Origin of the sequence: Hoyosella altamirensis, from assembly GCF_014191505.1 — a bacterium.
In the GTDB taxonomy this organism is placed as follows: Bacteria; Actinomycetota; Actinomycetes; order Mycobacteriales; family Mycobacteriaceae; genus Hoyosella; species Hoyosella altamirensis.
Genome location: NZ_JACHWS010000003.1, coordinates 1,026,464 through 1,051,179 on the forward strand (window position 1 = coordinate 1,026,464; position 24,716 = coordinate 1,051,179).

Sequence of the window (24,716 nt, forward strand, 5' to 3'; positions counted from 1 at the left end):
GAGGGAGATTTCCGTGACCGACGGTCCGCTGATCGTTCAGTCCGATAAGACGCTGCTGCTGGAGATCGAACACCCCCTGTCGGAGCAGGCGCGGTCGGCGATCGCGCCGTTCGCTGAGTTGGAGCGCGCGCCTGAGCATGTACACACGTATCGGGTGACGCCACTGGCGCTGTGGAATGCACGCGCTGCGGGCCACGATGCTGAGCAGGTGGTCGACGCGCTCGTCCGCTTCTCCCGCTACCCGGTGCCGCAGCCGCTCCTCGTCGACATCGTGGACACGATCGCCCGTTACGGGCGGCTGCAACTCGTGAAGCACCCCGCGCACGGGCTCACGCTCGTCAGTCTGGACCGCGCCGTACTGACCGAGGTACTGCGCCACAAGAAAATCGCCCCCATGCTCGGGGCAAAGGTCGACGACGACACCGTCATCGTGCATCCGAGCGAGCGTGGACGGCTCAAGCAGATGCTGCTGAAAATTGGCTGGCCCGCCGATGACCTTGCCGGGTACGTCGATGGCGAAGCCCACGCGATTGCGCTCGAAACTCACGGCGAGTGGGAGCTGCGCGATTATCAGCGGATGGCCGCGAACTCATTCTGGGATGGCGGCTCCGGCGTGGTGGTCCTCCCCTGCGGCTCCGGCAAGACAATCGTCGGTGCGGCAGCGATGGCGAAAGCACAGGCGACGACCCTGATTCTGGTGACGAACACGGTCGCGGGACGTCAGTGGAAGCGTGAACTGCTCGCCCGCACGTCGCTGAAGGAAGAGGAAATCGGCGAGTACTCGGGCGAGAAGAAGGAAATCCGCCCGGTCACGATCGCGACGTACCAAGTGATCACCCGGCGCACCAAAGGTGAATACAAGCACCTGGAGTTGTTTGATTCGCGTGACTGGGGCCTCGTGATCTACGACGAGGTGCACCTACTGCCTGCACCGGTTTTCCGGATGACCGCGGACCTGCAGTCGCGGCGGCGGCTCGGCCTCACGGCGACGCTCGTGCGTGAAGACGGACGAGAGGGTGACGTGTTTTCCCTGATCGGGCCGAAACGCTACGACGCCCCATGGAAGGACATCGAAGCCCAGGGCTGGATCGCGCCGGCGGACTGCATCGAGGTGCGCGTCACCCTGACCGAGGCGGAACGTATGGCCTATGCCGTGGCCGAGCCGGAGGAGCGGTACCGGTTGTGCTCCACCGCGCACACCAAAGTGGCGGTGGTGAAGGCGATTCTGGAGAAGCATCCCGACGCTCCAACGCTGGTCATCGGTGCCTATATCGACCAACTCGAAGAACTCGGCGCTGAACTCGATGCACCCGTCATCCAGGGTTCGACACGCAACAAGGAGCGGGAAGCGCTTTACGATGCGTTCCGCCGCGGTGAGATCCAGACACTTGTCGTCAGCAAGGTCGCGAACTTCTCCATCGACCTCCCCGAAGCCTCCGTGGCCGTGCAGGTTTCTGGCACGTTCGGATCGCGCCAGGAAGAGGCACAGCGACTAGGGCGGCTGCTGCGCCCGAAGAAAGATGGGCACCAGGCCCACTTCTATTCCGTGGTTTCGCGGGACACCCTGGACACCGAATATGCGGCCCACCGGCAGCGTTTCCTCGCCGAGCAGGGGTACGCCTACCGGATCGTCGACGCAGATGACCTGCTTGGGCCAGCGATCGGGGATCTCACCGGGCAGGAGTGAGACTCCTTTCCTTGGGGTAGCTAGTCAGCGCTGGCGGCCACGGAATCGGTACATCGCTCGCAACTCCCGCGTGATTGCCTTGTCTGTCTTGCGGCGTTTACTTGCCTGGCGGGCGTCGCCGCGGGTGGCGGCCCATTCGCTTTCGCGCAGCAGTTTGCGATAGCGGTCGAGCCGGTCCAGGCTCAACTCGCCGGCCACGACCGCGCGCTGCACCGCGCACCCGGGTTCGCTGAGGAGGGGCCCAGCAGCACCGCAGTGCCTGTCACGGCAGTGGAGAGCAGATCGAGGCCAGCACCGCTTTCGGCGCTGGTGGTAAGCACCTGCACACCTGGAGCCAGGGACGCCACCACCGCTTCGCCCGTCCCGGGGGGGGTTCGGCCAGATCCGCCTTGGTGAGCACGATGAGTGGCCGGGCGCCACTGTCGAAGGCGAGTGCGAGCAACCTCTCGACCCTGCCCGCGTTTACTGGTGCCGCGAGCGAGACCGCGACGACGACGGTGTCGACGTTGGCCGCGAGTCGGCGCGCACCGGACCGACGGCGGTGAGGGTGTCGCACAGGCCGCGATCGACCCGTGCAACTCGGGCTGGTACCAGGCCGGCAGCGGCGTGCTCAGTGAACAGCGCTGCGAACGTCTCGTCCCAGCCGAGTGCGGACAGCGCTGGGGAAGACAAAGGATTGTGAGGTGAATGCACGATGAGACCCTTGAATGAAGGAGCCCCGCTCGAGCACGGTCTACCGGTAAGGAGATCGCGTCAGGCCGGGGCCCGGGACGTGAGGATGGTCCGGGCGCTGCGCATGGCAGCGGTCTTCGCGGCAAACATCAACTCACCTCCCTTTCTCGCAATTCAGGTCAGATACGGACGATTGAAGCTAACACGCGGCAAACGGAGCCGCCAGCGAATTATTGTCTGACCACGCAAAGCGTTCACCCGAGGAGCGCATCTCCGTCCACTGTATTGACGGTCACACACGATTTACTTGCTCTTTTACACGGGCGCCTCTAGTGTCTTTCAGTGTACAGACGTTCACCGAACAGGAGTCATCGATGACACTCGGCGCGCAGGTTCTCACTTCATCAAGACTCGGCCGTCGTGTGTTGAGCTCTTCTCTGGTGAAGGCCGCGACTACCCCGCACGGAATTGACCGCTACATCGAGATGATCGATCCGCTGTGGTCAGGAACCGAGATCCGGGCTGAGGTCACCGACGTTGCACGGAAAACCGCAGATAGCGTCACGCTGACATTGCGGCCGAACTCAAACTGGACTGGGTTCCGCGCCGGACAGTTCGTCCGCCTCTCAGTCGAGATCGACGGTGTTCGCCGCACTCGCTGCTACTCACCAGCCTGTTCCGAATTCCGCCGTGACGGCCGGATCGAACTCACCATCAAGGTTGATCCCAACGGCCTCGTCTCGCGGCACCTCCAAGCCCAGGCCGAGCCTGGGATGATCGTCCAGATCTCGCCAGCGCAGGGCGAGTTTGTCTTGCCGCTCCCGCATCCCCGCCGAATCCTGCTGATCAGCGGTGGTTCCGGAGTCACTCCGGTCATGTCGATGCTGCGGACTCTGACCGATAAGGCCTTCAACGGCAAGATCACCTTCTTGCACTACTCGTTCACCGAAGATGACATCATCTACCGCCGCGAACTCGAAGAGATCAAGGCGAAGTACGAGTCCATCAACATCGTGCACGCCTACACGGAGCAAAAAGATGGCGGTGACTTGCACGGTTACTTCAGCAAAGAGCACCTGCTCGCCGCTGATCGCCACTACGCGGAAGCGGAAACCTTCCTCTGTGGGCCGCTGCCGCTCATGGATGCCGTCCGTGCCGTGTACGAGGACGAGGGTCTGACGGACCAATTGCACCTCGAGCAGTTCACCGCGCCTGTGCGCACCGTCAGCAGCGAGGACGCTGCCGGTGAACTCGTTTTCTCCGCAACAGGAACCACCGTCGCCAACAGTGGACGGACCATCCTGGAGCAGGCCGAGGACGCTGGCCTCACACCTGAATACGGCTGCCGCATGGGGATCTGCTTCTCGTGCGTACGCCGGAAAGACTCCGGCACCACCCGCAATGTCCTGACTGGTGACGTCTGCAGCGATGGCGATACCAGCGTGAAGCTTTGCGTCTCCGAGCCTGTCGGCGACGTCTCCATCGACCTCTGATCCTTCTAGACCATTCCGGGAGAACCCCATGTCTGCAAATGACCTTAAGAAGCTGTCCCCCGAGCAGATCGAAGCGTTCGGCAAGGAGATGGACGCGCTTCGTGCCCGCGTAGTCGCCGATCTCGGCGAACGGGATGCCGAATACATCCGTGGTGTTGTCACACTGCAGAAGAAACTCGAAGTCGCTGGCCGCGGGCTTCTCTTCTTCGGTTTCCTCCCGCCTGCATGGCTCGGTGGAGTCGCAGCGCTGTCGTTGTCGAAGATCATCGACAACATGGAAATCGGCCATAACGTCATGCACGGCCAGTACGACTGGATGCAGGATCCGGCGCTCACCTCGAAGAACTTCGAATGGGACAACACGATCCACGGCGATAGCTGGTTGTACACCCACAACTACATCCACCACACGTTCACCAACGTTGTCGGCAAAGACCATGATGCAACCGGGTACGGCGTCATGCGCGTCACCGATGAAACACCGTGGCACCCCATCTGGCTGCTGAACCCCGTATTCGCGGCTCTGCTGCAGACCTTCTTCCAGTGGGGCACCGCCCTTCAGGAACTTGAGTCAGAGAAGATCATCAGTGGTGAGAAGTCCTGGGCGGACGCGAAGGAAGGCTTCGCGCGTTTCCGTGACAAGGCTGGCAAGCAAGCACTGAAGGACTATGTGATTTTCCCGCTCCTCTCAGGTCCCGGAGCGCCCTTCACCTTCGCGGGCAATGCCGTCGCCAACATCGTGCGTAATCTCTGGGCGTCATCGGTGATCTTCTGTGGCCACTTCCCCGAGGAAGTCCAGACCTTCTCGATTGAAGAGACTCAGGACGAGAGCCACGCGGGCTGGTACTACCGCCAGGTCCTCGGCTCCGCGAACTTCACTGGTGGCCAGTGGGTCAACGTCCTCTCAGGCAACCTGAGCTACCAGATCGAGCACCACCTGTTCCCCGACATCCCCGCTTTCCGCTACGCGGAAATGGCCGTCGAGGTGCGCGAGATCTGCGACCGCTATGGCATCGATTACCACGAGGCTTCCATGGCCCGGCAACTAGGAAGTGTCTGGAAGAAGATCTTCCGATACTCCCTTCCGGATGAGCTGCCACTGGTCAACAAGCTGCCGTTCATCGGCAAGCGCACCAAGGCGAATGCTCCCGCGGCTGTCCAGAACACGACGGTTACCCCGCTTAGCACGGTCGAGCGGAACAAGGAACTCGTCGGCGCCGCTTCGTAATACAGGCAGACACCAAAGCCGGGCCCGTTCAGCGGGCCCGGCTTTGTGCATTGCTGTCACTTCTATTCGGACTGGCCACCACTCACTGCGGCGGCGGGAAACCGCACACCTGTCAGCTCTTCGGAAGCGGTCCACAGTTTCTTCGCGAGTTCCGTATCACGCGCCTCGCGTGAACGTCCGACAAGTTTGGGGTTGCCCCGCAGCTCCCAGCGGCCGTCTGGGCCGACGTAGCTAGCACCTGGCAGGTCCTGGCTCGCCGCGTAAAGGGTGGGCGCGGCGCCTGCTTCGGCGTCCTGAGCGTAAAGCTTGTTGCCGAGGTTCATCAGGCCGTCGTACAGGCGGTTTCCGGAATGGGACTGCAGGTTCGTTGCGGACCAGCCGGGGTGCGCGTTGTGGGCCCGGACCGGGGAGCCGGCCTCAGTGAGGCGACGCTGCAGTTCGAGGCTGAAGAGCAGATTGGCGAGCTTGGACTGTCCGTAGGCGGCTACGCGGTTGTAGGCGCGCGTTTCCCAGTTGAGGTCGTCAAGGTCGATCGTGCCACGTCGGTGCGCCGCCGAAGCGACAGTGACGACACGATCAGTGATGTGCGGCAGCAGAAGGTTGGTCAGCGCGAAATGGCCGAGATGATTTGTGCCGATCTGGGTTTCGAACCCGTCTTTGGTCTTGCCTTCGGGCGGCATCATGATGCCCGCGTTGTTCACCAGCACATCGAGGGGGCCGGTCCATTCATCGGCGAAGCGGCGAACCGAGGCGAGGTCAGCGAGGTCGAGCGCACGGACTTCGGTGGTGCCTGTGATGGTGGCGGCCGCAGCCGCACCTCGGTCCTTATCGCGGACGGCCAGGACGACGCGGGCGCCGACGCGGGCCAATTCATTGGCCGCCGCCAGGCCGATGCCGCTGTTCGCGCCAGTAATTACGACGGTCCTGCCGTCGAAAGAGGGAAGTTCTGCTGGGGTCCAGGAGGATTTCGTCATGGTTCAAATGTAGACAATGACTACAAAGTAGTCAATGCCCACATTTGCGCTCGATTCGGGTATTCTCAGTGATCATGAGGTTGTCCAGCCCCCGCTCCTACCACCACGGCGATCTGCGTGGCGAACTCCTGACTCGCGCCGAGCAGACGCTGCGGGAGTCTGGTGTCGATGGCCTCTCGCTACGCCAGCTCGCGCGGGACATCGGCGTCAGCCACGGGGCCCCGAGCAGGCACTTCCGCGACAAACAGGCACTTCTGGACGCGATAGCATTGACAGGATTTGAGCGCCTTGGCGCCGTGTTCACCGAGGCGGTTTCTGAGGGGTCGTTCATGCAGCGGCTCGAGTCGGTTGCGCGAGCTTATGTGCGGTTTGCGACCGAGAATGCCGCGCTGCTGGAGTTGATGTTCGCCCGGAAGCACAATCCCGCAGCGGGGACTGAGTTGCCCGCCGCCGCCGAGCGGGCATTCTCAGTTCCCGTCGCGCTGATTGCCGATGGACAGGGAAACGGCGAAGTGATCGACGGGGACCCGACTGCGATCGGCTTCGCCTCGTTCGCCACGATCCACGGCATGGCGAGCTTCGTCAGCTCAGGGCTTGTCCCTGCCGCACTGGCCGAGACCATGCTGGGAGACGTCATCACACAGATCATGAACGGCCTTAGCCCCCGAACCTGACGGTGCTACTTGCTTGTCGCCTTGTACCGGTTCACCGAAAGCGGCACAAAGATCGCGAGGATCACTGCGACGCAGATCAACGAGTACAGGACCGGGTTCTGCATCGACCACACGTCCGGGACTGGCACGTTCGGGTCGACATTGCCGAACAGCTCCCGAACTGCCTGTGTCACGGCGGAAACCGGGTTCCACTCGACGAAAGTACGCAGCACGGGCGGGAACGACTCAAGCGGGACGAACGCATTGGAAATGAACGTCAGCGGCATGATCACCACGAAGGACGCGTTGTTGATGACGTCCACGCTCGGCACGATGAGCCCCACGAAAGCCATGATCCAGCTGACCGCGTACGCGAATATCAACAGGAGCAGGAACGCGGTGATCGCGTCGAGGATGGAGCCTCGGATCCGCCAGCCCACCACCAAACCGGCCAGTGCCATGATGGCGATCGACAGGAGGTTGTAGGCGATGTCTGACACTGTCCGGCCGATGAGGACGGCTGAGCGTGACATCGGCAGCGACCGGAATCGGTCGATGATGCCTTTCTGCATATCCTCTGCGAGGCCGACACCGGTGAACGTCGCGCCGAACACCACAGTCTGCGCGAAGATGCCGGCGATCAGGAACTCTCGGTAGGGAATGTCCCCTCCGGGATCGATCGCACCGCCGAATACATAGGCGAAGAGCAGGACGAACATCACCGGCGAGATCAGAACGAATACCAGGATTTCCGGCACACGCTTGATCTTGATCAGGTTGCGTTTCGCGATGACACCGCTGTCGGTGAAGGTGCGCTTCAGAGTGGGTGTCGAGGTCATCGGCGTGCCTCCTGGCTGGCAGGTTCATTGTCAGCGTTGTCTTGTTCGTCGCTGGTTTCGGCGGCGTGACCGGTGAGCGACAGGAAGACGTCGTCGAGTGTGGGGCGCCGCAGTCCGACGTCGAGCACTTTGACCTTTTCGCCGTCGAGCGCGCGCAGAAGGTGCATGAGCGCCTCGGGCCCAGTGCTAACGGGAGCGCTAAAGGACCGTCCCGAGTTGCTGACATGCACTTCACCGGTGGCGATTGCGTCTATTGCCGCCTGTGCGGTCGGGATGTCTGCGTTGTTCTCAATCACGAGTTCCACGCGTTCCCCGCCGATTTGGCGTTTCAGTTCGTCAGCGGTGCCCTCGGCGATGGCATGGCCGTGGTCGATCACCACGATGTTGTCGGCGAGAACGTCCGCTTCTTCCAGGTACTGCGTCGTGAGCAGCACTGTCGCGCCGCCCGCGACGAGATCGCGGATGACGTCCCACATCTGGTTGCGGCTGCGCGGATCGAGACCGGTGGTTGGTTCGTCAAGGACGATCACCGCAGGCTTAGCAACGAGCGCACCGGCAAGGTCAAGCCGGCGTCGCATACCACCTGAATAGGTTTTCGAGGGCCGGTCGCCGGCGTCCGCGAGCCCGAACCGCTCTAGGAGCTCCCTAGCCCGCGCACGGGATCGCTTGCGGTCGAAGCCATACAGGCGACCGACCATGTCGAGATTCTCGAAGCCAGTGAGGTGCTCGTCGACGGCGGCGTACTGACCTGCTAGGCCCATGCGCGCCCGGACACCGTACGGGTCTGCGAGCACGTCGACGCCGGCTACTTCTGCGGTGCCACTGTCGGGTGTCAACAGAGTGGTGAGAATGCGGACCGCGGTGGTTTTCCCCGCGCCGTTCGGCCCCAGGAGTCCGAGCACACTTCCTTCAGGCACATCAAGATCGAGTCCATCAAGTGCACGCACTTCGCCAAAGGTTTTGACGAGGCCGCGCGCACGGATCATATGGGCAGGTTGCCCCATGACGCTCCCCCAAGAGTTTGATGCTGGATGTAGAGTAGAAGTTAACTGAGTACAGTGTACTTTGTAATTACCGAGTACACCATACTCGGTTTTGGATCGTCAAGCTGGACCAGGAAGGTTGCCGTGCCCACCCCCTCCTCAGGCGCAGAACTAAAGACGCAGCTCGAGCGCATCGTCACGACGCTCTGGAGCCCGGAGCCAACACGTAAACGCGGCCCAAAGCGAGCATTCACCAGGGACGAGGTTGTCGCAACCGCAATATCTCTCGCGGACGCTCGCGGGATCGAGGCCCTCTCGATGCGCACCCTCGCCGATGAGCTCGGACTGGGCACAATGTCGCTGTACCGCTACGTCCCCGGCAAAGAGGAACTCACCGCGCTGATGATCGAGCGCCTGTACAGCGAAACCACAAGCGCTTCTGGGATCGAAGGCGGATGGCGCGACAAACTCGAGGCGATGGCGCACGAACAGTGGCGCCTCTACCACCGACACCCCTGGATGCTCAGCCTGCCACTGGACTTTGTCTCACCCGGCCCAATAGCAATGGAACGCTTCAACGCTGGCATCGCAACTGTGCTTGAAGCCGGCCTTCCACCTGATGCCGCCGTCGCGATCAATGGAGCAATCGAATACATCGTGCGCGGGGCTGCCCGCGCTTCCATCGAAAACCTCACTTTTGTGGCCGAGACCGGCATGACAATCGAGCAGTGGTGGGAACATCAGGGGCCAAGCCTGCTCGCGGTCATGGACACCTCCAAGTTCCCCGCACTCCAGGCGGCCCTCGACGCGGGTGCGTTCAGCACCGAAGGTGAGGCCGATTCGTTCGAAGCAGCCTTCCACGAGACCCTCGGCATCTTCCTCGACGGCGTTGCGGTGCGCGTCGCTTCAAGTTAACCGCCATTCCGCACGGTGGGGGTGTTGCACGTCTCATTAGTCCTCTACCCTGAGTTCACTGCACTGACTGCAAATAGTGCTTAACGTCCGTATACGGACAGGAACCTGGGAGGTTCAGTGGGTGTCGAGGTCGCTGTCGAGGGTCTGACGAAGACCTTTGGTTCGCAGAACATCTGGTCTGATGTCACGTTCACGCTTCCTGTTGGGGAGGTGAGTGCGCTGCTGGGCCCGTCGGGTACGGGTAAGTCGGTGTTTTTGAAGTCGCTGATTGGTTTGATCCGCCCGGAGCGGGGATCGATCGTGATTGATGGCACGGATATTTTGCAGTGCACGCAGCGGGAGCTGTATGAGGTGCGGAAGATGTTCGGTGTGCTGTTTCAGGATGGTGCGCTGTTCGGGTCGATGGATTTGTATGACAATGTGGCGTTTCCGTTGCGGGAGCATACGAAGAAGTCGGAGTCTGAGGTCCGTCAGATCGTGATGGAGAAGATGGAGCTTGTGGGTCTGCTGGGTGCGGAGAACAAGCTTCCGGGTGAGATTTCGGGCGGGATGCGTAAGCGTGCGGGGCTGGCGCGCTCGTTGGTGCTGAATCCGGAGATTTTGTTGTGTGATGAGCCGGATTCGGGTCTGGATCCGGTGCGGACGGCGTATTTGTCGCAGCTGATTCTGGATATCAATTCGCAGATTGACTGCACGGTGCTGATCGTGACGCACAACATCAATATGGCGCGGACGGTGCCGGATAACTTGGGGATGCTGTTTAGGAAGCATCTGGTGATGTTTGGTCCGCGTGAGGTGCTGCTGACGAGTGATGAGCCGGTGGTGGGGCAGTTCCTGAATGGTCGTCGTCTGGGTCCGATCGGGATGTCGGAGGAGAAGGACGAGGCGACGATGGCGGCGGAGGCGGCGATGGCGGAGGCCGGTCATAGTGACGGGTCGCCGGATGAGGATGTGCGTGGGGTGATTCCGCAGATCCGTCCGACGCCGGGGATGCCGGTGCGTCAGGGTGAGTTGCGCCGCCGGGAGCGGGTCCGGCATTTGATGGATGATCTGCCCGAGCCTGCCCGCCGCGCGATCCTTGAAGAACTCCGCGAATACGAAGCATCGCAACAGGCCTCCTGAGCAGGGCACCGGGATTGCCGCGGCCGCAGACAGCGGTCGCGGCAAGTAGGCTGTGGGATTGTGCGAACACTGGACTTCCTTGTCGACATCCCCCATGCCCGTCGGGTGAATGAACAACTCGCCGAACTGCGGCGCCTGCAGGTTTCCGCCGGCATATTCGCGGTAGCAATGGTGGGCGGCGCGATCGGTTTGTTCATCGTCGGCCAGACCTGGGCGATCATCACCGCAATCGTCCTGATCGTCGCGGCCCTCGCGTGCGCTTACGCAGGCATCGTCGCACCGCAACGGGCCACTGACCTCAAGAAGATGTACAGCGAGCACGAACTCGTGCCTGCAGTTGTCACCGCTGTGCGCCCTCGCGGATTCACGATGATGGCGCTCGTCAACCTGACCCGCGACCGCTCGCAAGAACCACGGTGGGCGCTAGTCCCCCGCCGCGCACAGAACCTGCCCGGACACCGCGTCAAAGTCGGCGAGCGTGTCCCCTGCGTCGCCGTGACGGACGCGTCGAAGATGTCCCAGTACTGGCAGCGTGTCCAGCCGGTGCCGATCGCGTGGGCCGCGCGCGACGAAGAGGTCCTCAAGCGTGCGCAGCGCGCGATATCGCAGTCCGAGTGGATCGTCCTCGAGAAGAACGTCAAGCGCGGGGAAGAAGCAGAGAAGTCACGCGGATACCTGACTCTGAGCGCATCTGAACTTCCGGCCGACCTCAGGTAGACCACCGCCGGAACGAATCCCGTTGCAGCCTTTGTAATGTCGAACAATTCGCGATTGAATATGTGATGTGTGACGCGATTTCGCTCGCCCAGGGCTGCAGATCACAACCCTGCAACATCGCGCGCTGGATCACCATTCTTTTCCATATGCATTCATTGTCTTACGGGCATATGGGACATCGTGAAGCCGCCTGGAAGTTGAACACTCAGCCGCGAGGCTGCGGCCAACGGTCGATACCGCCATGACCTGCGGTGATCGCTGTGTGAATCCCGCGTTAAATAACCCAGATATCCTGCGTGACGATCATCACAAACCGTTCCGTGAACGGGAAGTTAATCACGGGAAAACCCGCAGCTAGTTGAACTCTATTGTCAGTATTAAGTGACGCTGATCACACAAACAAGTATGGTCAAGTACGTTAACTCTCTAAACGTAGCTCCCCAATCGTTTAAGAAGTCGTGTAGAAAAATCTCCGGGGGCCAGAAGCCTGGCCCGGTTAGTTCGATCCAAACCAAGGAGTAACAATGGAAGACTTCGCAACGTTCGCCGGTGCACTTGCAGACCTCGGCGCATTCTTCGGCGGCCTGGGTGACTTCCAAGGCGGTTCGGCCGACCTCATCGGCGGGTTCGAAGAAGGCGGCCTGGCCGACGGTGGTGGCGCTTGGGGCTTCATCGGCTCGGTTGACTACTTCGGCGGCAACGGCAGCATCTCCTGATCTGCTGACCTAACGGTCTTGTGGGCCCTTCAGCACTTCGCGTGCTGGAGGGCCACGCAGCATCTAACGGCCTCGTGCCTAAATGTAACTCTCGCAACGACACTCACCACCCAAGGATGGACACACCATGAGCCTTGAATCACTCGCTGAAATCGGCGGTTCGCTCGAGACCAGCTCCGAGCTTTCTTTCTCGATCTCCGACATCTTCGGCGGCATCAGCGGCGCAATGGAGTTCGTTTTGTTCGTCAACGATCTCCTCAGCTTCTTCGGCTGACACGTCTTAGCCGGCCAATGTAGTGAGACCCACCCCAGAGGTGGGTCTCACTACATTGGCGTATTGCATGTCTCCGGGCCCGCTCGCCGCGGTTGTCAAGTGGCACAGTGTGTCACCAATCTTGACCAACATGTCGCGAGAACCTGAGTAATCCCTTAAAGTTCGTTTCGTACACAAGTACGACGATCCCGACACATCCTTATGTCACGCACCAAGGTGAGGTTTTCATGCGCCGAACGACGTTCCGACGCAAGCTTGTCACGACACTTGCCGCTGCTGCTCTCGTAGCTGCCCCGATGACGATGACCGCTTCCGTCGCCACCGCGCAGACGTCCGGCGCCTACGTCACATCGACTGTGCAAGAGGGCCCGCGCAAGCTGACGGTCAACGTGTACTCGCCGTCGATGAACAAGACCATCCCGGTCGAGGTTATGACCCCCGCGGATAACAGCGTCCCGCGTCCTACGTTCTACCTGCTCAACGGAGCGGGTGGCGGCGAGGACAGCGCCACCTGGTCGCTGCGCACCGACGCGGACGAATTCTTCGCCGACAAGAACGTCAACGTCATCACCCCCATCGGCGGCATGTTGTCGTACTACACCGACTGGGAGCGCGACGATCCGGAACTGGGGCGTCACAAGTGGACGACGTTCATCACACAGGAACTGCCGCCGGTCATTGATGCCGCGCTGGGCGCGAACGGTGTCAACGCGATCGCGGGTCTCTCGACCTCGGCGACATCCGTGCTGAACCTCGCGATCGCCCGTCCCGGCCTGTTCAAAGCCGTCGGATCGTACAGTGGCTGCGCGCAGACCTCCGATCCTCTGGGCCAGGCCTATATCCGCACTGTCGTTGAGGGCCGCGGCCAGGCTGACGCAACAAACATGTGGGGCCCGTATGACGGACCCGGCTGGCGCGCAAACGATCCCGTCCTCAACGCCGAGAAGCTGCGCGGCACCGCGATCTACGTCTCCAATGGCACGGGACTCCCCGGCCATCACGACGTGATCGACGCACCTCTCGTTGGTGGCAACCCGGTGACACTCGCCAACCAGATCGTGGTCGGTGGCATCATCGAAGCGGCCACGATCCCCTGCACGGTCAACCTGCAGGCACGGCTCGCGTCGCTCGACATCCCGGCGCACTTCAACTGGCGTCCCACCGGCACCCACTCGTGGGGTTACTGGGAAGACGACCTCAAGGACTCATGGCCGATGATCGCGCAGGCGATCGGCGCCTGACCTAGAACGCAGAAGGGGCGCCACGGGGACGATTCCCCGGGGCGCCCCTTTTCGCTGTGCTTACTTTCAGATGCGGACCTTGCCGGAGGCAACCTCATCCGCGTATTCGGGGTAGTACTCGACATACCCCTTGTCCTTACCTGCGAGGACATACAGCGGGTCCGACACCTTGTCTGGGTCGTAACCCTCGTCTTTCAGTTCAACCTTGCGGCTCTTGAACGTCGACGTCTGCTCCACTTCCCCGATCACGCGAATGAACAGCGGCACCGCGTAACTCGGCAATGAGTCAATCAGGTGGCCGGCGATCGCCTTCGGGTCAAGGTCCGCGCCGTCAGCAAGTTTGATCGCCGCCATACCAGCTTTGCCGTCAGTGCCGGGAACTTCCACACCGTAGACGACGGCCTGGTCAACACCCTTGTAGCTGCCGAGAGCCCCTTCGACCTCAGTGGTCGCGACGTTCTCGCCCTTCCAGCGAAACGTATCCCCCAGCCGGTCCGCGAACGCGATGTGGAAAAGCCCCTGCTTGTACACGAGATCACCCGTGTTGAACCACTCGTCACCATTCTTGAATGCGTCGCGCAATACCTTCTTTTCCGACGCATCCGGGTCGGTGTACCCATCGAATGGTGCACGGCTGGTGATCTTCGTGATGAGCAGCCCCGGCTCCCCCGGCTTCACTTTCCGGAGTTTGCCGTCGTGACCGCGGTGCGGTTTCTCCGTCGCCTGGTCGTACTCGACGATCGCGAACGGGAGCGGGCACACGCCTGCTGTCTTATCGATGTTGAGGGCGTTGACGAACGCCAGGTTGCATTCACTCGCACCGTAGAATTCGGCGATCCGCTCGATCCCGAACCGCTCCTGAAACTCCTGCCAGATCTCCGGGCGCAAACCGTTTCCGACGATCACGCGGACTTTGTGCTGCCGCTCGGCGGGGCGTTCAGGCTGGTTGAGCAGGTACCGCAACAGTTCACCGATGTAGCAGAACGCTGTCGCGTTCGATTCGTTGACCTCGTCCCAGAACCGCGACACCGAAAATGACCGGCCGATTGCGAGGGTCGCGCCCGCGTTGAGCACCGACGACAGCGACACCGTCAACGCGTTGTTGTGGTAGAGCGGCAGGCATGAGTAGAGGACGTCGTCCCCGCTGAGGCGTACTCCGAGCCCGCCCAGCCCGTACATGCTTTTCATCCAGCGCATGTGCGACATCGTGCTGGCTTTCGGCATGCCCGTCGTACCTGACGTGAAGATGTAGAACGCCTTCGTGTTTGCCGTGACCTCGGCGCATTCAGCGGGGTTCGCGTCGGAAGCGCCTTCGGCGAGGTCATCAAGGTCATTAGCGCCGTCGAGCGTGGTGTCACCGTTGCGCAGCCCAATCACCGCACCTTCAACCTCGTCTCGGGGCAGCGACTCGAACGCTTCAGCCGACTCCGCCCCCACCACCAGCACCGTGCTGCCGAGCAGTTTCTGGCTGTGGTTGAGGACGTCACCGCGCTGGTTGTAGTTCAGCATCCCCGCCGTGCCGCCGAGTTTGACGGCAGCGAGGGCGGCGAGCAGAGTCTGCGGCCGGTTCGACGCGAGAATACCGACAACCGACCCGCGCCCCACCCCATGCTGCGCGAACACCGACGCGTACCGATTCACGAGGCGGTTAGCTTCCCCGTACGTGATGTCGGTCCCCTCGAAACGCAGGAACGGCCGGTCAGGATTCTTGGCGGCCGCTTTCTGGAAGATCAGGCCCAGCGAGTTCTTCGTACTTCCTGTGACGGTGACGAGCCCGACCGCGCCTTTCAGCATCTTCGGCGCATCAGGGATGAGCGCCGGAGCGGCCTTCACAACATCGGTAATCCCGACCCGACGGACTGTCGACTTTGACTTGTGCTCCATGCAACGTCACATTACGGGCGTCCCTAGCGGGAGGAAACATGGAGTCACAAAACGCCTGGCAAAGTCCAGAGCTGGCCTGTTGCCGAGTCGATCAGGGCTGCACTTGTCACAGTGAGGCTGAGTGGCAACACGTCGGACAGCATATGCGAGATGTCCGGCACCTGAGCGCGCGTCGCGCGCGTCGCGATGGAGAGATGCGGCAGCCATCGCCCACGTGCATAGTGCTTGTGGACCAGCGCTCCTGCACTCTCGACAGCATCGAGTGCGCGGAGTTGCCGATTGGCCAAATCGGCTGTGGGCGCGGGCATCAGGCACACCCGCCCGCGGCGCAGGACTCCCACTGCGTCGAACCAGAGCGTGAACGGACCGCGCGGCTCTATAGCGGCGAGTTCCCGCTCAACCTTCTTGTGGTCCCATTCGAGCATCACCACGTACGACAGGTGCGGGTGGTGCTGCTTGTGCGTATGCGACAGCAAGGTGGGCACACCGAGTTCTTCCGCACGGCGCCACAATGTGCGGACCGTGCGTTCCGATGCCGCGTCGAAAAGCAGGCACACCGCGAGCGCCACACCAGTGACAGTAGCGGCCCAATGGATCGTGAAAGAATTACCCCCTGACAGAGGGAAATTCCTTCACGATCCGTGACGGTCAGCCCACACGGCGCCGGAACAGCAGCGCAGCGACAACGATCGCGGTCACACTGATCCCCACGCACCACGCAACGGCGAGCGCCGCACTTGCACCAATCGGTGTGCCCATCAGCAGTCCCCGCACCGTTTCGATGACGGGTGTGGCCGGCTGGTTCTCCGCGAACCCATGCAGCCACGTTGGCATCGTCTCGACGGGCACGAACGCGCTGCTCGGATAGGGCAGGAACATCACGAAGAACTGGAATCCCGCGGCACCTTCCGGCGTCTTCGCCAACAGTCCGAACACCGCTGCGGCCCAGGAGATCGCGAAAATGAACAGGGCGAGCACACCAATGACGGCCAGCCATTCGAGTGGCGTCGCGGACGGGCGGAACCCAATGAGCAGTGCCGCCGCAATCAGCAAGGTCACTGAGACCGCGTTGCGCAGCATGCTGCCCGCGACATGTCCGCCGAGGATCGCGGCGCCTCCCACGTCGAGCGAGCGGAAGCGGTCAACAATGCCTTGCTGCAAATCTTCGCTCACCCGAGTTGCTGTCAGTGCCGAAACAAAACCGGTGCAGAGCAACAGAACGCCAGGGAGGGCGTAGTCGACGTATTCGGCTGTGCCGGTCTGGATCGCGCCACCAAAGAGGTAGACAAACAGCACCAGAATCAGGATCGGCAACATCACCGATGTCAGCAGCGCCTCGAAGTTCCGGCTGCTCAGCCGGACATTGCGCTCCACCATCACAGTCACGCTAGACATGGGCTTTCTCCTTCACTGCTGCGTGACCGGTCAAGGTGAGGAACACATCGTCGAGAGTTGGCTGGTGGACTGTGAACTCGTGGACATCGTTGTTCCCCGGGTCGATGTCGTTGAGGAGTTCACGAACGTGACGGGAGGCGCCGTCGGTTGCGTAACTGAGTCTGAGCGCGCCCTCGTCGGCGGCGATGTGTGAGCCGGATGCGGCCATGCGGGCGAAGGCCTCGCGATTCGGGGCCCGGACGTCGAGCCGCTGCTCCCCCACTCGCCGTTTCAGTTCCGCCGGAGTGCCTTCAGCGACAATCCGGCCGCCGTCGATGAGAGCGATCCGGTCAGCCAGGCGATCTGCTTCCTCCAAGTACTGCGTAGTGAGGACGATGGTGACGCCGGAAGCTGCGAGCTTCGCGATGATGTCCCACATGGTTTTCCGGCTTCGCGGGTCAAGCCCAGTCGTCGGCTCGTCGAGGAAGATTACTGTCGGCGCACCGACGAGCCCAGCGGCGATATCGAGGCGCCGGCGCATCCCGCCTGAATATGTCTTCGCGAATCGGCGTCCAGCCTCGGTCAATTCAAACTGTGCGAGCAGTTCGCTGGCGCGCTGCCGCGCTTGCGCTCGTGAGAGTCCGGCGAGGCGGCCCATCATGCGGAGGTTCTCCTCCCCCGTTTGCATGCCGTCGAGCGCTGCATACTGCCCCGTCAGGCTGATTTCGCGCCTGACGAGTCGGCGGTCGCGCTCGACGTCTAAGCCGGCGATGCGCGCGCTTCCACTGTCGGGCCGCGCAAGGGTCGCGAGGATTCGTACGGTGGTTGTTTTTCCCGCGCCATTGGGACCGAGCAGCGCGAAGATTTCGCCCCGGGCAACGGAAAAGTCGACCCCATTGAGCACGTCAAGGCCACCATAGGTTTTGCGAAGGCCAATGACTTCGCACATTAGGTCTGGCACTTTCTCCTCCTTCTGCGTATGTCATACGCTTGTTGCGTACTGTATACGCATACTAAGGTTGTTGTCGAGACCGAGGAGGACGATGAGCGCTGCCAGCGATGAGGGGCTGCTAACGCCAGCCCTGTCCAAGGCGTGGGGTCTGGAAGCAGCGAACGCACGTGGCCCAAAACCGGCACTCAGCGCCGACAGAGTCATCCAGGCCGCCATCTCGGTGGCCGCCGCAGAGGGCGTGGACGCGGTCTCGATGAAGCGTGTGGCCACTGAACTCGGCACCGGGCCAATGTCGCTGTACCGGCACATCGCGTCTAAAGACGATTTGCTGAATCTCATGGTGGACACCGCATGCGGTCCGCCCGAAGCCAATCTGCCCTCCGTGGACGACACCTGGCGCACCGGCATCACCCGCTGGGCCTGGACGCTGCGTCAGCGCTACCAGGAAAACCTGTGGGCCATGAGTGTGCCCGTCACCGGCGCGCCCGTCGCGCCAAACTCAGTGAGGTGGATGGAAGCGGGCCTCCAATGTCTCGCGAAAAGCAGCCTCAGCGAAAGCGAACAGGTCTCCGGGATACTCCTGATCAGCAGCTTCATCCGCAGCGAGACGACCCTCACCGCTCAGCTCGGAGCGGCGATGCAGCAGGCTGGGACGGCGGATGTACTCGCGGGATACGCGGACACGCTGCGACGAGTGACCACACCTACTGACTTCCCGGCCCTGACGCGCGTCCTCGCCGCGGGAGTTTTCGACGCTAACGACGACGAACCTGACTTCGATTTCCGCTTCGGCCTTGAACGCATCCTCGACGGGATCGAAACGCTCACCCGCGACTAGTGGCCGGAACTCGCACCAGCTGGCTGAGGACCGCGAGCACCGGCAGTTCCACCAACGGGCCAATGACCAGCGCAACGGCTATCAGTGGGCGATCCGGAAAAGCCGCCACCGCGAGCGCCAGCGCTATCGGCGAGTTGCGCGCGACGGTCGTCATTGTCAGAGTGACGCGCAGATCAGCGTGTAGCTTCAGAATGCGCCCCGTTCCCTGCGCGACGACCGGCGTGACGACAAAGAAAAGCCCAAGGGGAATGAGCAGCAGCAGCAACTCGCCACCGTGGTCGAACACCACGCTGCCCTGCCAGGCGAACATGGCGAAGACCGCCACATAAAGCAGCGGGAGAATCGCACGCGCACTGGAAGCTATCACTATCGAACCGGCCGAACTGCCCGCGGCGAGCCGACGCAGCACCAGCGCAGCACACAGCGGCACCGCGAGAACCAGCACCACGGCTTCGACCAGCGTGCGCGTGTCGATCATCGCCGCTTCCCCGCCCAGTAACTGCACGTACACCGGGAGCAGAAGCAACTGGAGAATCAGATTGATAGGCAACAGGGCGGCAGCAGAGCCCAAATGGCCCCGCGCCAAAGCCGTGAATACCAGGTACCAGTCAGTGCACGGCGTGACCAGCAGGAGGAGCAGCCCAATCCGCAAGTCCGGGCTGCCGCCAAGCAAGCCCGCCCCTAGAGCCCACGCGAAGAACGGCGTCCACACGAAGTTGATCACCAGACTCGCCGCGACTACCGTTCTCGCGTTGCGCGCAGACCTGATCTGCGCGGCGTCCATTTGGAGAAACACGGCCGTCAGCATCAGCAGAAGCGCGGGCAGAACCACGTGCCCCGCTGCTGCCTCGATAGGCAGAACGATCCCCGCACCAATACCGAGCAGCGCGGCGAGCGCCACGAACACGCCCTGGAGGCGTTCGAGTGCTGACATCAACGGCTAGCCCAGGAGCCGACGGCACACATCATTCCCTAACGGTAAACGCCCCCCGAGCGTGAAGGTCACGACATCAATCGGGCAGCCATGCGCCGTGCAGCCCGGAGGGGACCCTTAGGGGCATCCGCACTCGGCACAAGGGCCCAGATGACGGATCCTCAACCGGCAGGATGACGAACCACGAGGTCATGTCGTCACGGTCGGTGCCGATCATTCCCCAATAGTCTCGTTCGGCGCCGGGCATGTATATGGGCTCACCGACAGCCAGCGAACCAGCCCGCCACTCCGTCTCGGAACCTGCGTGCATGTCGAAGAAAAGGAGGCTGTCGAAGATGCCCTCGCGTCCCGTATGCACACCAAGTGTGGCAGCGTACCGGTGGTCACCGCAGGTCTGCCGATCGTCGATGCGCGGAAACTCGACATTGCGGTCGCTGACGACAGTACGACTGATCGTCCCTTTATCTGGATCGAGGACAGCACGCACCATAGCCCCGCGCGGCTCATGCTCTTGAGCAGTGAACCCGCCGGGAAAGGACCATTCCGCATAGTCGACCGCGACCTTGCCATCAGCCATGTCGAACGCATTCGCGAAGTGCCAGACCCAGAACGCTTCCGTGCTGCACCATCGCACTTTTCCGCCGTCGCGCGGGATGAGCGCGATCCGCACTCCTGCGTCCGGCCGCCAGTCCAGAACTGAACCACCACGCAGTAGCGCCTCGATATCGAAGACCAGCGGACACAGGAACAGCACGATGTAGCGGCGTGTGAGAGCCATGTCGTGAATCATCAACGGGACGTCCACGCCGTCCACCACGGTCGGCGGTCTCGTGACAGACCCGTCCGCCGCCACCACCGACCACGTCAGATAGGGCGCCTCCAACAGATAGTTGAACAACACCATTTCGCCCGTCACCGGGTCGATTTTCGGGTGCGCCGTGCTGCCAATGGGCATTGCGCCGGAGCACGAGTCCGGCCCTAAAGTGCTCAGGTCGGAGGGATCGAGACGGTAAGGCTGGGCAGCCTCCGCCATCGCCAGGAGGCGCCCGCCGTGGCGAACAACGTTGATGTCAGGGAGGTCCCGCGCCTTCCCTGCAAGCTCTGGACCCACTTCGTCGGCGCTGGGCGTGTAAGGATCCATAACCCCCGCCCAGATCGCAAGGCCCGCTTCCTCTTCCGCGACGACCATCGGGGTGCGCACGAACCGGTTCGAATAGCTGACGGCGCCATCCCTGATGCCGATGCGGTGGACCATTGCGTCGCCGTCAATCGGATAGACGTAGGTGCCAATCGGATCGAACCGCGGGTTAGGCCCGTTCCGCAGGTACTCGCCTGAAAGGTCTTCGGGCAGTTCGCCTTCGACGTGAAGACCGTGGACGTCCACCTCGTCCCGCTGCGGTGTGAAGACGCCGGAAAGGTGCGTGTGGTGAACCATGTCGACGGCCGCGGGCTTCTCCGTTGTGCTCATCGGCTACTCCAGCTTGGACGCAAAGTGAGATACAACACACAGCATGCGCTGTGCGCGAACGTTCTGCAACGCGTTGTCACTTATTTGGCCGGGGGTTGGAACCCTTTTTCTGGACCGCGTACGAACTGTACATTTCTGAGGCAGATCTGTACCGATGGTACGTGCGTGTAATCCGGTACCTATCGTGCGGAACATTCTCGCTTCATACGAGAAAGGAGCCTGACCTCCGTCTAGCGAAGGTCAGGCTCCTTGATTCGCGCTACTGGGGATCGGCTACTTAGAGACGATCTCCTTCAGGCGGGGGTGCGGGGTGAAGCGATCGCCGTACTTTGCGGCGAGCTCCTCCGAGCGCTTGATGAAGCCGTCAACGCCACCCTCGTAACCCTTGATGAACTGGATGACACCACCGGTCCAGGCGGGGAAGCCGATGCCAAAGATCGAACCGATGTTGGCGTCTGCCTGCGTCATCAGGACGCCCTCGTCGAAGCACTTCACTGTCTCGAGCGCCTCAGCGAACATCATGCGCTCGCTCAGATCCTTGAGCGGGACTTCAAGTTCTGGCGACGACTTGAACGTCTCGCGGAGACCCGGCCAGATGCCGGTCCGCTTGCCATCCGCATAGTCATAGAAGCCAGCGCCGCCGGACTTGCCAGTGCGCTCGAACTCGCCGATCATCTTGTCGATGACCCGGCCGGATGCGATCGCAGCGTCGTCGATCTCTTTACCCTCAGCCTTGGCGGCCTCCAGGGTCTCGTTGAAGATCTTCTGCATCGTCTGGAAGTTCAGCTCATCGGACAGCTGCAACGGTGCAGCCGGGTAACCGGCCTGCAGCCCTGCCTGCTCGATCGTTGCCGGCTCGATGCCCTCTTCAAGCATCTTGATGGCTTCGTTGATGAACATACCGATGACGCGAGAAGTGAAGAAGCCGCGGCTGTCGTTCACCACGATCGGGGTCTTCTTGATCGCGAGGGTGTAGTCAAACACGCGGGCCAGCGCCTCGTCTGACGTCTTTTCACCCTTGATGATCTCGACCAGCGGCATCTTGTCCACGGGAGAGAAGAAGTGGATGCCGATGAAGTCTTCCTGACGCTTCACACCCTGGGCCAGGCCCGTGATCGGAAGTGTCGACGTGTTGGATCCGAGGACGGCGTCCGAATCGACGATGTCCTCGATTTCCTGGAAGACCTTGTTCTTCAGATCAGGGTTCTCGAACACGGCTTCGATGACGAAGTCGACGCCAGCGAAGTCGGCCGCATCAGCACTGGGCTTGATCCGGTCCAGCAGCACCTTCGACTTCTCTTCGGTGGTCTTGCCGCGGGAAAGCGCCTTAGCCTCAATCGCTTCGGAGTACGCCTTGCCCTTTTCTGCGGCTTCGATGGTGACGTCCTTGAGGACGACATCCATACCGGCCTTGGCGGAAACGTAAGCGATACCTGCACCCATCATGCCGGCACCGATAACACCGACCTTCTTGATCTCACGCCGCTCGATACCATCTGGACGCGAACGACCATTGTTGATGGCTTGCAGGTCGAAGAAGAAAGCCTGCGTCATGTTCTTCGCGACCTGACCGGTCGCAAGTTCGACGAAGTAGCGGTGCTCGATCTTCGCCGCGTTGTCGATATCGACCTGTGAGCCCTCGACTGCCGCTGCCATGATCGCGCGCGGAGCAGGCATCGGGGCACCCTTGATCTGCTTGCGCAGGTTCGCGGGGAACGCCGGGAGCATCTGCGCGAACTTCGGGTTCGACGGGGTGCCGCCGGGGATCCGGAAGCCCTTGACGTCCCACGGCTGCTGCGCCTCAGGGTTGGCCTTGATCCAGGCCTTCGCAGCCGGCACCAGCTCGTCGATGGAATCGACGAGTTCGTTGACGAGGCCGATCTCTTTTGCTTTCTCCGGACGGTGACGCTGCCCCTGCAGGAGCACCTGCATCAGCGCGTTCTGCAGGCCGAGCAGCCGAACAGTGCGGACGATGCCGCCGCCACCTGGCAGCAGACCGAGCGACACCTCAGGCAGACCGATCTGCGAGCCCTTGACGTTGGCCGCGATGCGGTGGTGCGTGGCGAGTGCCAGCTCCAGGCCGCCACCGAGTGCCGCGCCGTTGATCGCCGCAACTACTGGCTTGCCGAGAGTTTCGAGTGCGCGGAAGCCTTTCGCCAGGTCAGCAACCTGGTTGTAGACCTTCTCGGCGTCCTCTGGCTGCACCTTGATCAGGTCGTCAAGGTTGCCGCCCGCGAAGAACGTCTTCTTGGCAGAGGTCAGCACAACACCGGTGATGTTGTCCTTCTCTGCGACAAGGCGCTCAACGGTCTCCTGGAAGGAGCGGCCGAAGAGCTCGTTCATCGTGTTGGCGCCCTGGGTGGGGTCATCCATGGTGAGCGTGACGATGCCGTCGCCGTCCTGCTCCCACGCAATCATGTTGGTTTCACTCATCGTGATTACTTGCCTTTCGAGGAAATTCCGGGGATCAGGTCAGACGCGTTCGATGATGGTCGCGACACCCATGCCGCCACCGATGCAAAGGGTGACGAGCGCACGGCGAGCGTCACGACGCTCAAGTTCGTCGACCATGGTGCCGAGGACCATCGCACCGGTCGCACCGAGCGGGTGGCCCATTGCGATCGCGCCACCGTTGACGTTGAGCTTCTCGTCCGGAATCTTCAGGTCCTTCTGGTACTTCAGAACAACCGAGGCGAACGCTTCGTTGATCTCGAACAGATCAATATCGTCGGCGGTCAGGCCAGCGTTAGCCAGCGCCTTCTCCGATGCCGGGGTCGGCCCGGTGAGCATGATCGTCGAGTCGGCGCCACTTGTGGCCGTCGCAACGATGCGTGCACGCGGGGTAAGGCCGAGGTCCTTGCCTGCCTGCTCAGTTCCGAGGAGGACGAGAGCAGCACCGTCGACGATGCCGGACGAGTTACCGCCGTGATGCACGTGGTTGATCTTCTCGACCTGGTGGAACTTCTGCAGCGCGACAGCGTTGAAGCCGCCCATTTCACCCATGCCAGCAAACGATGGCTTGAGCCCAGCGAGGTTCTCGGCTGTTGTGCCGGGACGCATGTGCTCGTCGTGGTCGAGGATGGTGAGACCGTTCTGGTCCTTCACCGGCACGACCGACTTGGCAAAGTAGCCCCCTGACCAGGCCTTAGCGGCGAGGTCCTGTGAGCGCACCGCGTAGGCGTCGACGTCGTCGCGGCTGAAGCCCTCGAGTGTCGCAATGAGGTCCGCGCTGATGCCCTGAGGAACGAAGTAGGTGTCGAATGAGGTCGCGGGGTCCATGGCCCACGCGCCGCCGTCCGATGCCATCGGGACGCGGGACATCGACTCGATGCCGCCCGCGACAACCATTTCGTCCCAGCCGGAACGGACCTTCTGAGCAGCCATGTTGACGGCCTCGAGGCCCGAGGCGCAGAAGCGGTTGATCTGCACCCCTCCGACGGTGTCAGGCATGCCCGCGGTGAGCACCGCGGTACGCGCGATGTCCGCGCCCTGGTCACCGACTGGTGTTACGCAGCCGAGAATGAGGTCGGAAATGCGGCTCTCATCGAGATCCGGGAACCGGCGGCGCAGCTCATCGATCAAGCCAACCACGAGCGAGATCGGCTTGACGCTGTGGAGCGAGCCGTTCGCCTTTCCTTTGCCACGGGGCGTGCGAATTGCCTCGTAGATGAATGCCTCGCTGTTTGTGGTCACGAGTGCATCTTCCTTTCTATTGCGATGGTTCCCGCACCCCTGTCCAGGGTGGAGATTCC

At 62.0% G+C, this 24,716-nt stretch carries 25 protein-coding genes; 11 read left to right on the forward strand and 14 right to left on the reverse strand.

Features of this window, described 5'->3' with window-relative positions; genetic code table 11:
- Nucleotides 1-13 precede the first annotated feature (13 nt).
- On the forward strand, nt 14-1,687 hold the full coding sequence (locus FHU29_RS18915; protein ID WP_064441908.1) for a DNA repair helicase XPB: 1,674 nt from the start codon (nt 14-16) through the stop codon (nt 1,685-1,687).
- Nucleotides 1,688-1,711: 24 nt separating this feature from the next.
- On the opposite strand, the gene FHU29_RS23395 is transcribed toward FHU29_RS18915, so the two are convergent.
- The 3 genes from FHU29_RS23395 to FHU29_RS23405 are packed head-to-tail and all read right to left on the reverse strand — an operon-like array spanning nt 1,712 to nt 2,380.
- Complete coding sequence (locus tag FHU29_RS23395; RefSeq protein WP_064441909.1) at nt 1,712-1,900, reverse strand: hypothetical protein; 189 nt, start codon at nt 1,898-1,900, stop codon at nt 1,712-1,714.
- Between the two features lie 49 nt (nt 1,901-1,949).
- Entirely contained in the window at nt 1,950-2,243 is a 294-nt protein-coding gene (gene rsgA / locus FHU29_RS23400) for a GTPase RsgA (RefSeq protein ID WP_074390917.1), read from the reverse strand.
- Nucleotides 2,150-2,380, reverse strand: a complete 231-nt coding sequence (locus FHU29_RS23405) for a hypothetical protein (RefSeq protein ID WP_232323049.1) — start codon at nt 2,378-2,380, stop codon at nt 2,150-2,152. Before FHU29_RS23405 ends, rsgA begins: the two co-directional genes overlap by 94 nt.
- Before the next feature lie 353 nt (nt 2,381-2,733).
- Here FHU29_RS23405 and FHU29_RS18925 point away from each other — a divergent pair, with 353 nt between their 5' ends.
- Nucleotides 2,734-3,852, forward strand: a complete 1,119-nt coding sequence (locus FHU29_RS18925; RefSeq protein WP_064441910.1) for a ferredoxin reductase — start codon at nt 2,734-2,736, stop codon at nt 3,850-3,852.
- A 28-nt stretch (nt 3,853-3,880) separates the two neighbouring features.
- On the forward strand, nt 3,881-5,080 hold the full coding sequence (locus FHU29_RS18930) for a fatty acid desaturase family protein (RefSeq protein WP_064441911.1): 1,200 nt from the start codon (nt 3,881-3,883) through the stop codon (nt 5,078-5,080).
- Nucleotides 5,081-5,142: 62 nt separating this feature from the next.
- Here FHU29_RS18930 and FHU29_RS18935 read toward each other — a convergent pair whose 3' ends face one another.
- Nucleotides 5,143-6,054 carry an oxidoreductase gene (locus tag FHU29_RS18935; RefSeq protein WP_064441912.1) on the reverse strand — a complete coding sequence of 304 codons (912 nt, stop codon included), beginning with the start codon at nt 6,052-6,054 and terminating at the stop codon, nt 5,143-5,145.
- A 74-nt stretch (nt 6,055-6,128) separates the two neighbouring features.
- Between FHU29_RS18935 and FHU29_RS18940 the strand changes: the two genes are divergently transcribed.
- Complete coding sequence (locus FHU29_RS18940; RefSeq protein WP_064441927.1) at nt 6,129-6,728, forward strand: TetR/AcrR family transcriptional regulator; 600 nt, start codon at nt 6,129-6,131, stop codon at nt 6,726-6,728.
- Between the two features lie 5 nt (nt 6,729-6,733).
- Here the strand turns inward: FHU29_RS18940 and FHU29_RS18945 are convergent, their stop codons facing one another.
- Together FHU29_RS18945 and FHU29_RS18950 are read right to left on the reverse strand one after the other, a co-directional pair.
- Nucleotides 6,734-7,546 carry an ABC transporter permease gene (locus FHU29_RS18945; protein ID WP_064441913.1) on the reverse strand — a complete coding sequence of 271 codons (813 nt, stop codon included), beginning with the start codon at nt 7,544-7,546 and terminating at the stop codon, nt 6,734-6,736.
- Complete coding sequence (locus tag FHU29_RS18950) at nt 7,543-8,532, reverse strand: ATP-binding cassette domain-containing protein (RefSeq protein ID WP_083962474.1); 990 nt, start codon at nt 8,530-8,532, stop codon at nt 7,543-7,545. Before FHU29_RS18950 ends, FHU29_RS18945 begins: the two co-directional genes overlap by 4 nt.
- 141 nt (nt 8,533-8,673) lie before the next feature.
- Here FHU29_RS18950 and FHU29_RS18955 point away from each other — a divergent pair, with 141 nt between their 5' ends.
- From FHU29_RS18955 to FHU29_RS18980, 6 genes are all read left to right on the forward strand, one after another.
- Complete coding sequence (locus tag FHU29_RS18955) at nt 8,674-9,444, forward strand: TetR/AcrR family transcriptional regulator (protein ID WP_157095325.1); 771 nt, start codon at nt 8,674-8,676, stop codon at nt 9,442-9,444.
- 117 nt (nt 9,445-9,561) lie between these two features.
- Entirely contained in the window at nt 9,562-10,566 is a 1,005-nt protein-coding gene (locus FHU29_RS18960; protein ID WP_064442579.1) for an ABC transporter ATP-binding protein, read from the forward strand.
- A gap of 60 nt (nt 10,567-10,626) precedes the next feature.
- Nucleotides 10,627-11,283 carry a DUF3239 domain-containing protein gene (locus tag FHU29_RS18965; RefSeq protein ID WP_064442578.1) on the forward strand — a complete coding sequence of 219 codons (657 nt, stop codon included), beginning with the start codon at nt 10,627-10,629 and terminating at the stop codon, nt 11,281-11,283.
- A gap of 524 nt (nt 11,284-11,807) precedes the next feature.
- Complete coding sequence (locus FHU29_RS18970; RefSeq protein WP_064442577.1) at nt 11,808-11,999, forward strand: hypothetical protein; 192 nt, start codon at nt 11,808-11,810, stop codon at nt 11,997-11,999.
- A 127-nt stretch (nt 12,000-12,126) separates the two neighbouring features.
- Nucleotides 12,127-12,273, forward strand: a complete 147-nt coding sequence (locus tag FHU29_RS18975; RefSeq protein ID WP_157095427.1) for a hypothetical protein — start codon at nt 12,127-12,129, stop codon at nt 12,271-12,273.
- Between the two features lie 227 nt (nt 12,274-12,500).
- Nucleotides 12,501-13,514, forward strand: a complete 1,014-nt coding sequence (locus tag FHU29_RS18980) for an alpha/beta hydrolase (RefSeq protein ID WP_064442576.1) — start codon at nt 12,501-12,503, stop codon at nt 13,512-13,514.
- Nucleotides 13,515-13,580: 66 nt separating this feature from the next.
- On the opposite strand, the gene FHU29_RS18985 is transcribed toward FHU29_RS18980, so the two are convergent.
- From FHU29_RS18985 to FHU29_RS19000, 4 genes are all read right to left on the reverse strand, one after another.
- Nucleotides 13,581-15,398, reverse strand: a complete 1,818-nt coding sequence (locus FHU29_RS18985) for a long-chain-acyl-CoA synthetase (RefSeq protein ID WP_064442575.1) — start codon at nt 15,396-15,398, stop codon at nt 13,581-13,583.
- A 44-nt stretch (nt 15,399-15,442) separates the two neighbouring features.
- A complete protein-coding gene (locus FHU29_RS18990) occupies nt 15,443-15,967 on the reverse strand; it encodes a 2'-5' RNA ligase family protein (protein ID WP_064442574.1) in 525 nt (174 codons plus the stop codon).
- 79 nt (nt 15,968-16,046) lie between these two features.
- Nucleotides 16,047-16,793 (reverse strand): ABC transporter permease, encoded by a 747-nt coding sequence (locus tag FHU29_RS18995; RefSeq protein WP_064442573.1) that lies wholly within the window; start codon nt 16,791-16,793, stop codon nt 16,047-16,049.
- Nucleotides 16,786-17,721 (reverse strand): ATP-binding cassette domain-containing protein, encoded by a 936-nt coding sequence (locus tag FHU29_RS19000; protein WP_183377620.1) that lies wholly within the window; start codon nt 17,719-17,721, stop codon nt 16,786-16,788. Before FHU29_RS19000 ends, FHU29_RS18995 begins: the two co-directional genes overlap by 8 nt.
- Nucleotides 17,722-17,815: 94 nt before the next feature.
- Here FHU29_RS19000 and FHU29_RS19005 point away from each other — a divergent pair, with 94 nt between their 5' ends.
- A complete protein-coding gene (locus tag FHU29_RS19005; RefSeq protein WP_064442571.1) occupies nt 17,816-18,562 on the forward strand; it encodes a TetR/AcrR family transcriptional regulator in 747 nt (248 codons plus the stop codon).
- Here the strand turns inward: FHU29_RS19005 and FHU29_RS19010 are convergent.
- From FHU29_RS19010 to FHU29_RS19025, 4 genes are all read right to left on the reverse strand, one after another.
- Nucleotides 18,549-19,496 (reverse strand): arsenic resistance protein, encoded by a 948-nt coding sequence (locus FHU29_RS19010; RefSeq protein WP_064442570.1) that lies wholly within the window; start codon nt 19,494-19,496, stop codon nt 18,549-18,551. The two genes, FHU29_RS19005 and FHU29_RS19010, sit on opposite strands and share 14 nt — an antisense overlap.
- A gap of 76 nt (nt 19,497-19,572) precedes the next feature.
- Nucleotides 19,573-20,964, reverse strand: a complete 1,392-nt coding sequence (locus FHU29_RS19015) for a carotenoid oxygenase family protein (protein WP_064442569.1) — start codon at nt 20,962-20,964, stop codon at nt 19,573-19,575.
- A 273-nt stretch (nt 20,965-21,237) separates the two neighbouring features.
- Nucleotides 21,238-23,397 carry a 3-hydroxyacyl-CoA dehydrogenase NAD-binding domain-containing protein gene (locus FHU29_RS19020; RefSeq protein WP_064442568.1) on the reverse strand — a complete coding sequence of 720 codons (2,160 nt, stop codon included), beginning with the start codon at nt 23,395-23,397 and terminating at the stop codon, nt 21,238-21,240.
- Between the two features lie 39 nt (nt 23,398-23,436).
- Nucleotides 23,437-24,657: an acetyl-CoA C-acetyltransferase gene (locus tag FHU29_RS19025; RefSeq protein ID WP_064442567.1), complete on the reverse strand. Its 1,221-nt coding sequence runs from the start codon at nt 24,655-24,657 to the stop codon at nt 23,437-23,439.
- Nucleotides 24,658-24,716 lie beyond the last annotated feature (59 nt).

Coding starts and splice junctions, on each gene's coding strand:
- FHU29_RS18925 (WP_064441910.1), top strand. CDS start 2,734: ATGACACTCGGCGCGCAGGTTCTCACTTCATCAAGACTCGGCCGTCGT.
- FHU29_RS18930 (WP_064441911.1), top strand. CDS start 3,881: ATGTCTGCAAATGACCTTAAGAAGCTGTCCCCCGAGCAGATCGAAGCG.
- FHU29_RS18935 (WP_064441912.1), bottom strand. CDS start 6,054: ATGACGAAATCCTCCTGGACCCCAGCAGAACTTCCCTCTTTCGACGGC.
- FHU29_RS18940 (WP_064441927.1), top strand. CDS start 6,129: ATGAGGTTGTCCAGCCCCCGCTCCTACCACCACGGCGATCTGCGTGGC.
- FHU29_RS18945 (WP_064441913.1), bottom strand. CDS start 7,546: ATGACCTCGACACCCACTCTGAAGCGCACCTTCACCGACAGCGGTGTC.
- FHU29_RS18950 (WP_083962474.1), bottom strand. CDS start 8,532: ATGATCCGTGCGCGCGGCCTCGTCAAAACCTTTGGCGAAGTGCGTGCA.
- FHU29_RS18970 (WP_064442577.1), top strand. CDS start 11,808: ATGGAAGACTTCGCAACGTTCGCCGGTGCACTTGCAGACCTCGGCGCA.
- FHU29_RS18975 (WP_157095427.1), top strand. CDS start 12,127: ATGAGCCTTGAATCACTCGCTGAAATCGGCGGTTCGCTCGAGACCAGC.
- FHU29_RS18980 (WP_064442576.1), top strand. CDS start 12,501: ATGCGCCGAACGACGTTCCGACGCAAGCTTGTCACGACACTTGCCGCT.
- FHU29_RS18985 (WP_064442575.1), bottom strand. CDS start 15,398: ATGGAGCACAAGTCAAAGTCGACAGTCCGTCGGGTCGGGATTACCGAT.
- FHU29_RS18995 (WP_064442573.1), bottom strand. CDS start 16,793: ATGTCTAGCGTGACTGTGATGGTGGAGCGCAATGTCCGGCTGAGCAGC.
- FHU29_RS19000 (WP_183377620.1), bottom strand. CDS start 17,721: ATGTGCGAAGTCATTGGCCTTCGCAAAACCTATGGTGGCCTTGACGTG.
- FHU29_RS19005 (WP_064442571.1), top strand. CDS start 17,816: ATGAGCGCTGCCAGCGATGAGGGGCTGCTAACGCCAGCCCTGTCCAAG.
- FHU29_RS19010 (WP_064442570.1), bottom strand. CDS start 19,496: ATGTCAGCACTCGAACGCCTCCAGGGCGTGTTCGTGGCGCTCGCCGCG.
- FHU29_RS19015 (WP_064442569.1), bottom strand. CDS start 20,964: ATGAGCACAACGGAGAAGCCCGCGGCCGTCGACATGGTTCACCACACG.
- FHU29_RS19020 (WP_064442568.1), bottom strand. CDS start 23,397: ATGAGTGAAACCAACATGATTGCGTGGGAGCAGGACGGCGACGGCATC.